Consider the following 14467-nt stretch of genomic DNA (forward strand, 5'->3'; position numbering starts at 1 on the left):
GACAGAATTCCACATGGCACGAACCGGATAGTCATTTCGGCCATGTCCACGCCTTTGTTCAAGCGTCCTCATAAGTTCCTCATCCGGCATATATTCGAGTACAAGACGAAGTCTATCCAAATCTCCAAGTTCATCAATTTCTTTCCAGGAAAACAAACTCAGTTGTGGTATAATAGCCATACAGGTGAACCTCCTAACTGGAAATGTTTGTTTGGTTACTTACATTTTAACCCAGTTATGGTGCAGTTTCACCTGCTTTCTTTTTTTGGGGTGGATTTTGCCTTTTTCCGCATTTCCTTTTCCAAAAAGCCCAGTTTTACGCGGTTTTGTTGGGGGAAAATTTTTTTATGCCTTCGTTCTAGCCCTTGGACTGTTTGGATTTACGAGACATCGCAATTAGCTTCTTTACACCTTTGCAAAATCAGCTTATCTTTACCTTCCCCATTAAAAAAGAAAATAAAGAGGACAATCGCCTTCACGGCTTGGTTTTTTATACATAGACTAATGCGAAATGGTAACTGGGAGGTGAAACAATGAGCAAACAAGAAAGACAATTTTACGGACCTTCTTCCATGGGCTTTGGCGGTTATCCCGGTTATGGAGGCTACGCAGGGCCAGGTGGATTTGGAGGCATGGGAGGTTACGGCGGACCATCCGGTATGGGAGGCTATGGCGGATATCCGGGATATACCGGTTATGGTCTACCGGTGCATCAATTTCCTTACCAAGGAGGATACCCTGGAGGCAGCCCTTATGGTTATCGAAAAGAATCTGAATAATTTGGATTTTTCCCCTCTTTAACTTATCCCGCATGAACTTGTCTGCAGACCAGTATCTCCGCTGATATAAATTTTACTTATTTCCAATCAAGGGTTCTTTCGGGTAATATATAGTTACGATATTTTAACAGGGGAAGATCTTATGAAAAGTGTTGGCATTATTGCAGAATATAATCCATTTCATAACGGGCATCTGTATCATTTGCAAAAAACGAAAGAAGTGTCCGCGGCAGATGTGGCAATTTGTGTAATGAGCGGAAATTTTTTGCAGAGGGGTGAGCCTGCGCTCGTTTCAAAATGGTACAGGACAAGAATGGCCCTTGAAGCAGGACTGGATATTGTTGTGGAACTGCCATATGCATTCGCCGTGCAAAAAGCGGAGATTTTTGCTTATGGAGCTGTCTATCTGCTCAATGCGCTAAAATGCGACTCCATTTGTTTTGGCAGTGAATCGGGCGAAGTAAAACCTTTTTTGAATACGCTCGAATATTTAAATAAACATTCTGATACATATGATCATTACATCAAAGCTTACATAAAACAGGGAGTCAGTTATCCGCGTGCCCTCGCCCAGGCATACAGCTCCCTTAAAGACGGATTGCGTGATGGTGTCGATTTATCGAAGCCGAACAACATATTGGGCTACCAATACATACGTGCGGCACATGAGATGAACAGCAAAATCCATTTTTTTACGGTAAAGCGCAGCAAAGCGGGGCATCATGACCAAACCTTCCATCATGAAAAAATTGCGAGTGCCACATCGATTCGGAAATCATTAAGCGAAAATCCGGACCTTGATCAAATTCGTCCCTATGTTCCCGAATCGACACTTTCTGTGCTCGCTTCCTATGTACAAAAATACAAAAAGCTCCATGGATGGGAAGATTATTGGCCTTTTTTCCAATACCGCCTGCTGACAATGAGCGAGGATGAGCTTCAGGAAATATACGATGCCGAGGAAGGACTGCCTTACCGGCTGAAAAAAGCTGCCAAAAGCGCCAAAAGCTTTCACTCTTTTATGCAAAGCGTTAAAACAAAAAGGTATACATGGACAAGATTGCAGCGAATTTGTGTGCACATCTTGACAAATACACCGAAGAGCGTAATGGTTCCTGCTGCCGAAAAGCCGCAATACATCCGTTTGCTCGGAATGAGCCGGACAGGCAGGGATTATTTGAACAAAAGAAAAAAAGAGCTGGAGCTTCCGCTTATTTCGACCGTTTCCTCTTGCCCTGAAGATTGGCTCGTGTTGGACCGAAAATCTTCGCAAGTTTATGCACATGTATTGCCGGAACCCGAAAAAAGCAGCCTGTTTTCGCTTGAATTCGCACAGCCGCCCATTATGATCGGGACCCGTTATTAGATTGGGGCCACCTTTTAATCGCTTCGTTTATTTCGGGCAATTTTAAAAGAGTGGCCTCTTCACCTTTATCAATAATTTCTTCAATATTTTTAAATGCCCTGGCATTTACATGTTCTACAGGAGGTAAAATCATAATATCTGATTCCATTTCCCGTGCGGCAATGATTTCCATTTGTAATATATCAATGCTTTGCATAATCACGTCATAAATCGTTTGAATGTCAGCTCTTGGATTAACCCTTGAAACATCAACGCCAATGACAATATTGGCCCCCATTTCCCTTACTGTCGAGATCGGCACCCGATCTGAAACCCCGCCATCAATCAACAGCCGCCCGTTTATTTTTTCCGGTATGAATATTCCCGGTATTGAAATACTTGCCCTAATGGCTTCTGCCGCCTGCCCCTCCATAAAAACCACTTTCTCCCCCGTATGCAAATCGGTGGCGATCACGGCTACAGGGATATTTAATTGTTCCAGTTGTTTCCCCTGCATAAACAGCCGAATAAAGTTTTTGAGTCGTTTTCCTGAAATAAAGCCCATTTTTGGTACGGTAAAATCCAAATAATGTTTCCTGCGAAATGCCTTTGAAAGTTGGATCAGTTTTTCAACATCATGTCCGAATGCGTAAAAACAGCCTACGAGCGCTCCCATGCTGCTTCCGGCAATCATGTCAACCGGAATGGAATTTTCCGTCAAAGCTTTAATGACCCCCAAATGGGCAAACCCCCTTGCACCGCCCGATCCAAGCGCCAGGCCAATTTTTGGCTTCTCCATTGCCATCCCTCCCCATCCCATTTTATGGTCTAAATGAACAGCCTATGAGTATATTGATTATGTAGGGATGTTGGACAGGGAGGTCAGGAATTGAGCTTATCAAAAATAAAAACAATCTTACTCGCCGCAAGCATATCATGCATGGCTGCTTCCATGATCCTACTGCCGGAAAAGTCGTTTGAAGCTTCCGTTCGGGGGTTAAATATGTGGTGGGAAATTGTCTTTCCATCCCTTTTTCCTTTCTTTGTACTTTCCGAATTACTGATCGGTTTCGGGGTCGTGAAATTTGTGGGAATATTGCTTGAGCCTTTTATGCGCCCGTTATTTAGAGTTCCCGGGGTTGGCGGATTTGCATGGGCAATGGGTATGGCTTCAGGTTTTCCGGCAGGGGCCAAAATCACTGCCAGGCTTCGCCAGGAAGGCCAGTTGACCAGGGACGAAGCCGAGCGGCTCGTATCGTTTACAAATTGTTCCAGTCCCCTTTTTATTTTCGGGGCGGTATCGGTCGGTTTCTTTCACAACCCGAAACTGGGGTTTATGTTAGCGGCTGCCCATTATTTTGGCAATTTCTGCGTTGGGGTCATCATGAGATGGTATGGAAAAAATGAGTCCGGGGAATATAAACGGGCATCCTCCCGCTCCGTTTTTGCCGAGTCATTATCAGCATTGCACCACACAAGGCTTGAAAATAAAAAGCCAATCGGCAAGCTGGTTGGGGACGCAGTGATCACTTCCATCAACACGCTGCTCATGATTGGCGGCTTCATCATCTTATTTTCGGTGATTAATAAGCTTTTGTTTCACCTTCATATTACGTTGCTGCTGGCAAAAATCGCCAAGGGATTATTGACAGTTTTGCAATTGCCGGCGGACTTGAGCATTCCTTCAATCGCCGGACTATTTGAAATCACGATCGGGTGCCAAATGACGAGCCAGACGGATGCAGCCCTGATGCACCAGGCAGTATTGGCCAGTTTTCTTTTGGGTTTCAGCGGCTTTAGTATCCAAGCCCAGGTTGCCAGTGTTCTGGCCGAGACAGATATACGGTTTCTCCCGTTTTTTATTGCCCGCATCTTTCAAGGGTTTATATCCGGGCTGTTTACGTTTCTTTTATGGGTCCCATTTGAACAAAAATTTTTGTTGCGCTCATCAGCCGAACCGGTATTTTTGCAGTTCCAGGTTGATTGGTGGGAAAAAGTGTTGGCCTGGCTTGGCCATATCGGCCCGATTTGTACAATTTTCATATTAATGGTTGGCATCGGTTTTTACGTTCGAAAGATGAGAACAGCCAATTAAGCCTCTTTGTTTTTTTGCAAAAACTTTTCTTTTAGCGCTTTTTCAACTTGTAACGGAACTAAATCCGAAATATTGGCTCCGTATTTGGCCACTTCTTTTACAATGCTTGAACTTAAAAATGAATATTGGTTATTCGTCATCATGAAAAATGTTTCGATGTTTTCATTCAACACCCTGTTCATGGACGTAATTTGCATCTCGTATTCAAAATCAGAAACGGCCCTCAGTCCCCTTACGATCGCGCTTGCACCGATGCTCTTTGCATAATCGACAAGCAGGCCGTTAAAGGAATCGACCTTCGCATTATGTATTTCTTTCGTTACTTTTTTTAGTAAATCTGTTCTTTCATCTGTTGAAAACAACGGGCGTTTGGAAGAATTGCTCAAGACAACGACATATACTTCGTCAAATACCTTCGCCGCCCGGCGAATGATGTCCAAATGCCCGTTTGTTACGGGATCAAAACTTCCCGGGCACACTGCAATGCTCTTCATTCTGTTTCCCCCTCTTTAGAATGTTGAATGTTATATAACGACAAACTGCTCATTCCATAATGAGTTTGTTTTGCTTGTACAAGCTTCCCGACAGAGGCGGGAAGCGTTACTTCCGGAGCGTGTTCACAAACGATGGAGCCCGTCTCCTTCAGCAATGAATGTTTATCGATCTCTTCGAGCAATGCAGCGATTTTTTGCTTTTGGTATGGAGGATCGATAAAAATTACATCAAACTGCAAGCCTCTCTTTCTGACGGCTTTCAAAGCCCTGCCTGCATCGTTTTGATATATTTCGCCTTGATCGTCAAAACCGCATAAAGACACGTTCGCTTTCACCGTTTGGACGGCAAATTTGTCATGATCTATAAAGATTACCCGGTCGAGGCCCCGGCTTAACGCTTCCAAACCGACCCCTCCGCTTCCGGCAAATAAATCAAGGCCAAGTCCCCCGCTAAAATAGGGGCCAATCCAGTTAAAAATGGTTTCTTTCATTTTGTCTGTCGTCGGCCGTGTTGATTTTCCTGGAACCGCTTTTAATTTTCTGCCTTTGCAGCTGCCTGATATGATCCTCATATTCGTCACCATTCGATCTTTTTCATACTTTTTTATACTAACACAAAAAAAAGGGACAAGCCAGCAGGCAAAAACTTTTGCCAAGCAAGAACCTGCGGGTAAAAATATGTATAAAACTCTCCCGGCAGGCGATAATATGGATAACAACATCGCAGCAGATGTTGTTGCCAACCGCGGAGAAGACTTACGTTTCCCCATAAGTTCTTCCTCCGGTTTCTCCTCTCCCTTTGCCTTCTATCCGCCAAGGCGGAAAATAGAAGGACCCTGCAGAAATTCTGCAGGGTTTTTTATTCTTTTAGATGGATTTGGTTGCTTGTTTCATTTATGTTTACCCCCAAGACAGGAAGGAGCAGCTCGGTACGGATATATGTCTCCTCTCCGACTGTGAGAAAAGGATTGCCGGAAAGGCCAAATGGGCGTCCATTTTTATAAAATATTTTCCTTCCATAATAAAAATGGTAAGCGCCGTCTCCCCTTTTGATCATTACCTCATTCGTTCCCGATTGGACTGCAAACCCGAGCTGGGCAACAAGTGGAATGAAGGAAATATACGGATGTTCGCCATGGTACAAGATTGTTATCTCATCCGCCGCCTTCCCATTGACCAGAACAGGCCTTTCATCCAGTACATAATACGGGATAAACGGCTTCTTTTCTTGGGCGTTTATTGTAAAAAAATTCGTCTTTATGCCTGCCGTTTCCCATATATATTCATCCAAGTCCCGTGCCGATATGACCGTTTTGCTGGGCAGAACCTTCGCCAACCAGCGGTTAACACCATCTTTCTGTAATTCACGCTCCAACTCAAGGTACATTTTTTGGGCTTTTTCACTTCCGAAAGGCCGCTCAAAAAACGCTGAAATCATCACATCAAGCAACCATTCTTGCTTTTCTTCCATCAATAAAGTTTTTTTGAGGATCGCCAGCAAAATGGCTTCCTCTCCCTGATTCGGAACAAGGATCAAATCGTCATGATCATGAAATTTTTTTTCTTTTTTCGTCATGACGGCCAGCAGCTTCCCACTTCTATCCAGATCTTTTAACTTTGAAAAATCCGCCGGTACGCTGCTTTCCGAATAAATCGCCACATGCTGATCCTTGTATATTTCCTGCAACCTATTCGCATTCCAATAAAGAGCCGGGCTTTCATGATTCGTCTCAAACACATAATAATCGATGGCATCCATTTTTTTCTTGCCTATGGAATCGGCCGCTGCCAACCATTCTCCTTGCCGCCATTTTTCTTCCGTAAGTTGAATCCGGCTAAAATGACAAGTGACATCCTCCACTTGAAACAGCCAATTGTCCAATACAAAGTGATCACGGTTTTCCGCTGATGAAAGCTGGTAGGTAAAAGTAATCTCTTCTTCTTTTCCAAAAGCGATTCTTGTTTTTTCCTGATTCAGCCACACACACGATTGATGGCGGCTGCTTTCACAAGAAAACGAATCCAGTTTCTTGGGCTTGCGAATTTCGTAGCTTCCTTCCGGCATCTGTTTGATGGATTGCTTTACTTGAAAGTGGTTCTGCATATGCCGGACAGCCACATTTTGTTCAGGCTTTTTCCCGCTGGAAAAGGTGGAAATGGATACAGTGTTCCATTGAAAAAAAAGCAGACCACTTATTAATATCATAAGTATGGAAACGGCCAGCAAGACATTTTTCGACATCGTATCAAATCTCCCTGATCTTCCTTTTGCATGTTCTCTCTATATTTAAAGACGGCCTCTTACCCGGCCGTCTTCTCATTAAAGACCAATTCGATAGTCATATTCTTTTGCTTTATCCGGTTTGGCATTTTCAAACTCGGTCTTTAAAAAAGGCTTGTATGATGGCTCCACTTTGGTTACAAATTGAAGCTGCCGCAGCTTGTCCGAAATCATCCCCAATTCTTCCTGGTTGCAATAAAGAACGGCATACTTCATTCTCTTGGAAACATAATGTATATTGCCGAATCGCCTCAATGTCTTTATGTTTTTCGTATGGGTCATCCATACAATCAATCCCTGCTTTTTTGTAAACATGTATAATCTCCTTTTTTACTTTAGGCAGAACAGCCGCATCCGCCGCCCGTACCGCATCCGCCGCCGCAAGCGGAACCTGCTTCAAAAAAGGGATTGCCCGTTGCCACCTTGATATTGGCGGAGACCGCTTTTCCAATTAACATGCTAATTTCATCTAAAATGGATTGGATTTCATTTTCCGCTTTCCGAAAATTAGCCACATTTTCATCCAAATCCATATCCCTTTTTAATTCGCGAACCTTTTTCATGATCTGTTTATAATCGGGATGGAACCGTCCAAACCGTTGAACTTCTTCATATATTTCTTTCATTTTGACAAAAGCTTCTATTTTTTCTTTTGTCGTTTTATCTTGATGCAATTTATGATAATAAAACCGGTACTTTTCGGCAATATCGGTGGCATTGATCATCTTCCCGAGCATCTCGGCTTTTTCAATAATTTCAACTCTTTCAAGTGTTGCAAGCAAAAGGTTCACCTCCACAACCTATTCTACCATGTTTTTATTTGCCATGCGACTGTGTTAGGGAATTGTGACTGAAAACTGCTCACTTAACCCTACCGGCTCACTATTGAGATTTACAATTTCTATTTTAATGGCATGTACGCCTTTGGGAAGATCCTTGACAATAAAAGCGGCCGTTTCATGCTCGCTATGAAATTTTCCGTTCATATATAATCGGGCTTTCCCCTTATTTTTTACCCCTGACTGATTGGAAAATGAAATGGACGGGACAAAACATTCTATAAATAAGGTGTTTCCTTTTACATTTCGATGAACCGTCAATGTTTTTTGGGTCTGGCTTTCCTCTGAAGCCTTTGCTTTCATTGATTCCGGTTCCGGCAATCTTTGGGCACAGCCGCCGGCAAATAAAAGCACCATGAAACAAATTGCCATGATTTTCAATATAATCACTCCTTGTTCATAGCTTTTCTCCAAACAATATCCTTCATGCAAAAAAATAAAGAACACATGGAATTTCGTTTCCATGTATTCTCTACTTTGCATTCATTGCCTGAAGCATGCCCATAAACATGTTTGCCATTTGCACTCCCTGTGAAAATTTTTCCACTTGATGCGGAATGGTTTTTTTAAAGTAATGAAGGGAGGCTATTTCAAATTGCTCCAATTGTTTTGGATCTCTGGACAATTTTCGATACCATTGGGGCTGTTCCCGGATAAATTGTTTTAGTTCATGATTGGAATAAATGTACTCCAACACATCGGCTCTCATCCATCCTCCTCCTTACGTCAGTCTTTTCTAAAAGCAAAAGGATTGCGGGGTGCCTCTTGGACAGGATTGCTTTGTTGCTGGCTGCTTCCTTGGAATTGGGAGAGAAGGCCTTGGATCGCACCGATTGCCTGGCTTAAATTATCAATATGGTATTGCATTTGATTCACATCCATTTTTTTTAACAGACCGGAAAATTGATGAACCCATTTTTTTACATCATCCTTGTTTTCGTTCGTTTCCGCCGTATTCCCCTTCTTATATTTTTCCCATTTGGGGTCATCCTCGCCAAGCAAGTACCATTCCTCGTACAGTTCTTGCCAAGTGTTTTCCTCGGCCCTGACCAGTTTGACAAGGTTGGGATGTTCCCTTACAAATTGCTTGAATTGTTCGACTGACGGGTGAAGTTTTTTCCTTGTCATCCCTCAATCACCTCAAATGACTCGATTATCCGTCCCTTCATAATATATGTTGAAGAATATATAATGCCACTCGGTTACATTTCATTTTTTCCCCACAAAGTTTTGGGTGTAATTCTTTTTATAAACACCGATCCCGATAAAGGAAAAACCTTTATCCAGCATTGTTTTCCTGTGATTCTCCGAATTAATCCATCCTTCAAACGCTGCCGGCCCGTCAATATATTCGGCTGCAATATTTTCTGCAGCCGACTGAAACTCCACATTTCCTTCCGTCAACCGCTTTTCCAAATCACCGTATTTTGGGGATTCATGGTCAAAGTAATCATTCAAATTCATATCTTTGCTATGACCGTAAGCAACTTCCGAAATCTCCTCATCCCATTTTAATGATTCCAGACCAAACCTGTTTCGAAAAATATTCGTTAAATCATATATTTGACGCTCGCTCCCGCTTTCAATAGCCCTCCATTCCTGATCGCCGGGCTCTTTTGTCTGAATCAAATCTCCCCTATATACAAGTTCGTACGGCCTTTGGGCAACGAGCGTATCCTGATCAAGGAAACGGACACTGAACAACCTGCCGGTAAATTTATCAATGGAAAGTTGTGCGAAAATATCCCCAAGCCGGATCAGAGGCCTGATGTTTAAATCTTCTTCTGAAAGTTCGAGCCGATAAGTTCCTTTTTCTGAAGTGATGACAATTTCTGTCTCCAGCATATTCGCCCGGTATATGTCCTCGACCGGCTGGCCTATTTTATAAGGGGTAACATTCAATTGATCGCCTAAAACGTATAATGTCACAATCATTCCATCCCGGACTCCCGCTTGCATGTATTTGCCGGCGTGCTTATTGTACACCCACCATTCATAATCGTAGGCAGACGGTTCTTTTCTGTCAGGTTTTCCATATTCTTTCAGCAACTGTGCGGCGGATTTTCCGATATAAGAAGCCAATCCGCTTTCAGGCTGGGTTTCATAATCCGGAACATGATCATCAGGAGGGCTTTCTTCGTCATATTTAGGAGGATGTACATACGTATGATCTTTTAAGGGGCCTGGTTGTTCAGGAGAATATGTATAAAAGCTGATAAACAGCAAAATGATTGCCAAAATGATGACTCTGATGAACGTACGCAGATTTTTTCCTCCTCCCCGGAAACTCTTTCTATAATTAGTTTTCATTATACCACTTCCCCCGGCATGTACAATAAACTACAGCAAGAAAAAACCCTGTAATACAGGGTTTTTAAAAAAACATGACTTGTGTTTGTAAAATCAATGAAAGGATTGTTCTTCATCCGGTTCGGATATTTCGGATAATGCCGTTTTTGCCTGACTATCGGTTAAATCGCGGACAGCCAGGTCTCCAAGGGCAACAATTCCGACGAGCTCACCGTTTTCAACAACCGGCAGCCTGCGAATTTGCTCTTTGGCCATTAATCTCGCTGCTTCCTGTGTCGTCGTATCAGGAGTTACAGTAAACAAATTCTCACTCATGATGTCTTCAACCTTGGAAGAAGGAGGGTTTTTCTCCGCAATGCACCTGAGAACAATATCACGATCCGTCAGAATGCCTACAAGCCTTTTTCCTTCTACAATCGGGATCACGCCCACATCCCATTCTTTCATTTTTACCGCAACTTCATAAATATTGTCATTTAATGAACACGTTTCAACTTCATCCGTCATAATATCCCGAATATGCGTCATGATTTTTCCTCCTCCTAAAATATTTCATTTACACGTTTCATATGTTCACCAACAGTCCGCAAATTATACACAATTGTTACATTTGGAGGAGGGCTTTGTTGCAACCAGGTGCTTTTTCGACTATTATAAAACATGGGGAATTATTCATGTAGTATTCGGCCTGTATTATTGAGGAGGGATTGAAGATATGAAATTCGAAAATAGTGGTTTTGAATCGATTAAAATTGATTTAAACCGCCTGAACGAAATCATGAGCAAACACAGAATGGTCCTTGCAGGACAGTGGGATTATGAGCGGGTTACTTATGATCATAAATTCCAAGTAAAAGAAGGTACATACTACTTGCGCATCCCGGGCTATAGCGTTGAAGGGGATGTAGGCAGCCGGAAGGCGCTCATTCAACTGATGGCACCGCTTCTTGGCAAGCATTACTATCCTCACGGGGTAGAGTACGGAGACGATGAATATTTTCCGGAGCATCTTGTGAAGCAATGCCAGAAAATGCTGGAGAACATTAAAAAAGATTTGGAGCTGTATTCTGAATAAAAGGACACGGATTTTCCGTGTTCTTTTTGCTGTTCGCCTGCATATTACTACCGAAAAGGCTATGGACATTATATAATAAATAAATATCATGAAAAAGGAGAACCATTTTGCGAGGAATGTTTAGAAGAAAGCATATGATTTTTGCCGCCCTTATCGTGATTCTCGGCTTGGCCGCCTTTTATATTCTGCCTGTATCTGTCCCGCTGATCGCCGCATTGATTACGGCACTTTTGCTGGAGCCGCTCGTAAGAATGCTGCAATCAAGGGTTAAAATGAAAAGACATTATATCGTTATAATTGTCTTTACTGTATTTACACTGGTTATGGGGACCGGCATTTATTTCACAACCACCAAAGTCATCAGTCAAGGGGTTAAGCTTGTCGAAGATTTGCCGCAATACGTGAACAATGTTTCGAACATTTGGGTTCATTATGAAGAACAATTTAAAAATGCTGCCCAAACGTTTCCGCAAGAAATGGTACATGCCGTTACCGAAGAAATAAATAGTTTTATTAATACAATCGTAACGAGCATTCGCAATTATATCAATATAGAAAATATCAGTACGGTATTATCATACATACCAAATTTTTTAGTGAGCTTTCTCGTATACTTGATCGCGTTATTTTTATTTATGCTGGATTTGCCAAAGATACGAAATGGGATTCACCGCCATTTAACCGATCAAACTTCGGAAAAAGTAAACTTCATGACGAAAAGGATATCAACGGTTGTTTTTGGTTTTTGCAAAGCACAGTTTTTAGTCAGTTTGTTGATTCTCGCTGCATCATTAATTGGCCTGCTAATCATTTCTCCCAAAACAGCCATAATTATGTCCATTATTATTTGGATCATCGATTTAATACCTATCATCGGCTCTATAGTCATACTGGCTCCCTGGTCGCTTTACCACTTGTTATCCGGCAATGTCGTCCTTGGGACAAAGCTGGCGATTCTTGCGGCTGTCTTGCTTATTATTAGAAGAACAATTGAACCAAAAGTAATGGGAACCCATATCGGTCTGTCCCCGCTTGCAACTTTAATTGCCATGTACCTCGGTTTAAAATTATTTGGATTTCTCGGATTTTTTATAGGGCCATTGCTGCTCATCGTTTTCAAAACAGCACGAGAGGCCGGGATTATCAAATTAAACTTTAAAATATAAAAGTTCGGGCACTTTAATCGATGTGCAATGACCCGAAAACCATGTGCACCGGAGCCCACGCGCCGTTGTCTACTATAAACTGCCGAAGCTTCCTTTATACTGTCGCTTCGCCTCTTCAGATTAAAAACAACATGCCAGGAAATACCCGGCATGTTGTTTTTAATTTCCCAATATCGCTTTGATAAGGGAAGTCGTTTCACCCCCCTGGTAAATCACATACAGCAGCAAATATACAATGACACCCGTTATGCCGCTTCCCAGCCATACGACACTCGTGAATGGCCCGATCTTGCGGTGAACTTGCCGCCTGTCTTTATATCCGGTCCATAAGGAAATGATCCCGAGGACAGCCCCTGCAGTTGCCAATGTAATGTGAAAGAATAGGAAAATCGTATAAAATAACTTTAATTCATCCGGACCTCCAAAGGAGGTATTGCCAATAAACACTGTTCTCGTTGAATAAATGGCAAAAAAGATTACGGCAAATACAGCGGCGGCCATCATCGTTTTTCGATGGCTTTCAATTTCTCTTTTTTTGATCTTTCCCCAGCCGATTGCTACGAGGGCGGCGCTAATCACGATACATGCCGTACTGATCGTCGGTAATATTGGAATAGACATTTCTTTCGCTTTCCTTCCTTACTTATAGATTAAACAAATGAAAATCCCCTTGTATCCCCATTAATCTGCATGGCGGGGTTCCTGGTGAACAAGTGATCCTGCCTCATCAACACGTTCCGAATCGCTTTGTTCTTTTTTGTACCAATCAAAAAATACTTTTGCCAAAATGGTGGCAAGGACAATTTCCTGAATAATCTTCATCAATACGCCGCCCAACTGCTGATCTTCCCTTGCCGGAATGTTTGTGAACAGTTCAGGACCGCTTATGTCCAGTCCGGACAATGTTGTACCGGGCACACAAAGGGCCATCGCTTTTAACCACAATTCGCCGTCGGTATATGTGGCATACATGGCTTCCGGGGCAAAAATAATAAGACCGCACGCAGGCGTGAGAAGGACTCCATCCCCGAGTATATAGCCGATCTTTTTCAATCCATGGAGCTGGTATTGATCCGGAAGCGAATTGACTAACGGCCACCATAGAAAGATGGCGAACACGAATAATAATACCGTATAAGATGCATGCAAAAGCAGATGCATTTTAACGAAATCCATTACAAGCGGAATATGATAAACCGAAAATAATCCATTAAACGCAACAAGGGCAATAAGAGGTTTTGTAAAAAAACGGAACATTGAACGGATAACCGGCCATTCAATGATTTCCTGCCAAAGCCAGTTCGGCACGCCGGCAATAAAAAGCGGCGGTATGACAAGGTAAAGAAATGCCATCTGCACCATATGAAAAGAAAACATGATATGTGCTAACAAGTCTACAGGGGATCCTTTAATGATATAAAGGAGGACCATGCTTGTGACAAAGAGGATGCCCTCTTTCTTTGTTAACGGCTCGCTGCCGGCGAACTGATGGCGCTTTTGAATTGTCAGATAAAAAAAGCCGGCAATCAGCAACAGGACAAAAATCATAAAATAAGGGCTCCAAAGCGCCCGAAATCCAAATATGCTTAACGTGCCAAAAGGCATTTGCCTTCACCTCTTTTGAAAAATACGTACCTATCTGCTTTTATTATACGTTTACCCATTATCCCATTCAATGACAGCGATTGACAAGTTCATGACAAAATAAACAAAATCGAAAAGCCAGCCGTAAATTTCGGCTGGCTTTGCATTACAACCAAACAATGGTTACGAAGCATAAAATGGTTACAAAACCAATAATGACTCCGCCGTATATAAATAATTGAACCGCTTCATGCCCTCTTTCACTCATATGCATGAAGTAATATAATTGAAAAATGACTTGAACCAATGCGAGCAAAAGGATGAACGGGATGACAAACCATTTGTCAAACCCGGCTGCCACTGCCCCGAATGCCACTAAAGTAAGAAAAATTGAAATGACAAAAGAAATGACTTGATGGCGCATGGCTTCCTTGTTTCTTCTGCGACGGTATTCATAATCAACACGTGGATTTCCTGAATTTAAGGATTGATCTTCCAT

The 14467-nt window shown here is 42.4% G+C and carries 19 protein-coding genes and 1 pseudogene; 5 read left to right on the forward strand and 15 right to left on the reverse strand.

Features of this window, described 5'->3' with window-relative positions:
• Positions 1-180: pseudogene (locus AB1L08_RS08935) on the reverse strand (DDE transposase); the annotation flags it as partial.
• A 353-nt stretch (positions 181-533) separates the two neighbouring features.
• Here AB1L08_RS08935 and AB1L08_RS08940 point away from each other — a divergent pair.
• Together AB1L08_RS08940 and AB1L08_RS08945 are read left to right on the forward strand one after the other, a co-directional pair.
• Positions 534-779 carry a hypothetical protein gene (locus tag AB1L08_RS08940; protein WP_413064317.1) on the forward strand — a complete coding sequence of 82 codons (246 nt, stop codon included), beginning with the start codon at positions 534-536 and terminating at the stop codon, positions 777-779.
• A gap of 142 nt (positions 780-921) precedes the next feature.
• Positions 922-2145 carry a nucleotidyltransferase gene (locus tag AB1L08_RS08945; protein ID WP_413064318.1) on the forward strand — a complete coding sequence of 408 codons (1224 nt, stop codon included), beginning with the start codon at positions 922-924 and terminating at the stop codon, positions 2143-2145.
• Here AB1L08_RS08945 and AB1L08_RS08950 read toward each other — a convergent pair.
• Complete coding sequence (locus AB1L08_RS08950; protein ID WP_413064319.1) at positions 2123-2923, reverse strand: patatin-like phospholipase family protein; 801 nt, start codon at positions 2921-2923, stop codon at positions 2123-2125. The genes AB1L08_RS08945 and AB1L08_RS08950 overlap by 23 nt on opposite strands.
• A gap of 90 nt (positions 2924-3013) precedes the next feature.
• On the opposite strand from AB1L08_RS08950, the gene ylbJ reads away from it, so the two are divergent.
• Positions 3014-4219 carry a sporulation integral membrane protein YlbJ gene (ylbJ, locus tag AB1L08_RS08955; protein ID WP_413064320.1) on the forward strand — a complete coding sequence of 402 codons (1206 nt, stop codon included), beginning with the start codon at positions 3014-3016 and terminating at the stop codon, positions 4217-4219.
• On the opposite strand, the gene coaD is transcribed toward ylbJ, so the two are convergent.
• The 10 genes from coaD to AB1L08_RS09005 all read right to left on the reverse strand — a co-directional run bounded on the left by coaD (position 4216) and on the right by AB1L08_RS09005 (position 10671).
• Positions 4216-4713 (reverse strand): pantetheine-phosphate adenylyltransferase, encoded by a 498-nt coding sequence (gene coaD, locus AB1L08_RS08960; RefSeq protein WP_413064321.1) that lies wholly within the window; start codon positions 4711-4713, stop codon positions 4216-4218. The two genes, ylbJ and coaD, sit on opposite strands and share 4 nt — an antisense overlap.
• Positions 4710-5483 carry a 16S rRNA (guanine(966)-N(2))-methyltransferase RsmD gene (gene rsmD / locus AB1L08_RS08965; RefSeq protein WP_413064322.1) on the reverse strand — a complete coding sequence of 258 codons (774 nt, stop codon included), beginning with the start codon at positions 5481-5483 and terminating at the stop codon, positions 4710-4712. Before rsmD ends, coaD begins: the two co-directional genes overlap by 4 nt.
• An 89-nt stretch (positions 5484-5572) precedes the next feature.
• Positions 5573-6955, reverse strand: a complete 1383-nt coding sequence (locus tag AB1L08_RS08970; protein ID WP_413064323.1) for a hypothetical protein — start codon at positions 6953-6955, stop codon at positions 5573-5575.
• A gap of 78 nt (positions 6956-7033) precedes the next feature.
• Positions 7034-7309 (reverse strand): YlbG family protein, encoded by a 276-nt coding sequence (locus tag AB1L08_RS08975; protein ID WP_413064324.1) that lies wholly within the window; start codon positions 7307-7309, stop codon positions 7034-7036.
• A gap of 20 nt (positions 7310-7329) precedes the next feature.
• Entirely contained in the window at positions 7330-7776 is a 447-nt protein-coding gene (locus tag AB1L08_RS08980; protein WP_413064325.1) for a YlbF/YmcA family competence regulator, read from the reverse strand.
• A gap of 54 nt (positions 7777-7830) precedes the next feature.
• On the reverse strand, positions 7831-8214 hold the full coding sequence (locus tag AB1L08_RS08985) for a hypothetical protein (protein WP_413064326.1): 384 nt from the start codon (positions 8212-8214) through the stop codon (positions 7831-7833).
• 91 nt (positions 8215-8305) lie between these two features.
• Complete coding sequence (locus tag AB1L08_RS08990) at positions 8306-8542, reverse strand: YlbE-like family protein (RefSeq protein ID WP_413064327.1); 237 nt, start codon at positions 8540-8542, stop codon at positions 8306-8308.
• A 17-nt stretch (positions 8543-8559) separates the two neighbouring features.
• The gene (ylbD, locus tag AB1L08_RS08995) at positions 8560-8961 is read right to left on the reverse strand and encodes a spore coat protein YlbD (protein ID WP_413064328.1); all 402 of its coding nucleotides are present in this window, start codon (positions 8959-8961) and stop codon (positions 8560-8562) included.
• Positions 8962-9042: 81 nt separating this feature from the next.
• Entirely contained in the window at positions 9043-10143 is a 1101-nt protein-coding gene (locus tag AB1L08_RS09000) for a CAP domain-containing protein (protein WP_413064329.1), read from the reverse strand.
• A 93-nt stretch (positions 10144-10236) separates the two neighbouring features.
• Complete coding sequence (locus AB1L08_RS09005; protein ID WP_413064330.1) at positions 10237-10671, reverse strand: CBS domain-containing protein; 435 nt, start codon at positions 10669-10671, stop codon at positions 10237-10239.
• 187 nt (positions 10672-10858) lie between these two features.
• On the opposite strand from AB1L08_RS09005, the gene AB1L08_RS09010 reads away from it, so the two are divergent.
• Positions 10859-11218 carry a YugN family protein gene (locus AB1L08_RS09010; protein ID WP_413064331.1) on the forward strand — a complete coding sequence of 120 codons (360 nt, stop codon included), beginning with the start codon at positions 10859-10861 and terminating at the stop codon, positions 11216-11218.
• A gap of 107 nt (positions 11219-11325) precedes the next feature.
• The gene (gene ytvI / locus AB1L08_RS09015) at positions 11326-12384 is read left to right on the forward strand and encodes a sporulation integral membrane protein YtvI (protein WP_413064332.1); all 1059 of its coding nucleotides are present in this window, start codon (positions 11326-11328) and stop codon (positions 12382-12384) included.
• Positions 12385-12543: 159 nt separating this feature from the next.
• Here ytvI and AB1L08_RS09020 read toward each other — a convergent pair whose 3' ends face one another.
• The 3 genes from AB1L08_RS09020 to ctaF form a co-directional block, all read right to left on the reverse strand.
• Complete coding sequence (locus AB1L08_RS09020; RefSeq protein ID WP_413064333.1) at positions 12544-13005, reverse strand: DUF420 domain-containing protein; 462 nt, start codon at positions 13003-13005, stop codon at positions 12544-12546.
• 60 nt (positions 13006-13065) lie between these two features.
• Entirely contained in the window at positions 13066-13989 is a 924-nt protein-coding gene (ctaG, locus tag AB1L08_RS09025) for a cytochrome c oxidase assembly factor CtaG (RefSeq protein ID WP_413064334.1), read from the reverse strand.
• A gap of 145 nt (positions 13990-14134) precedes the next feature.
• On the reverse strand, positions 14135-14467 hold the full coding sequence (gene ctaF / locus AB1L08_RS09030; protein WP_413064335.1) for a cytochrome c oxidase subunit IVB: 333 nt from the start codon (positions 14465-14467) through the stop codon (positions 14135-14137).

Source organism: Siminovitchia jepli (assembly GCF_047228825.1).
GTDB lineage: Bacteria > Bacillota > Bacilli > Bacillales > Bacillaceae_C > Siminovitchia.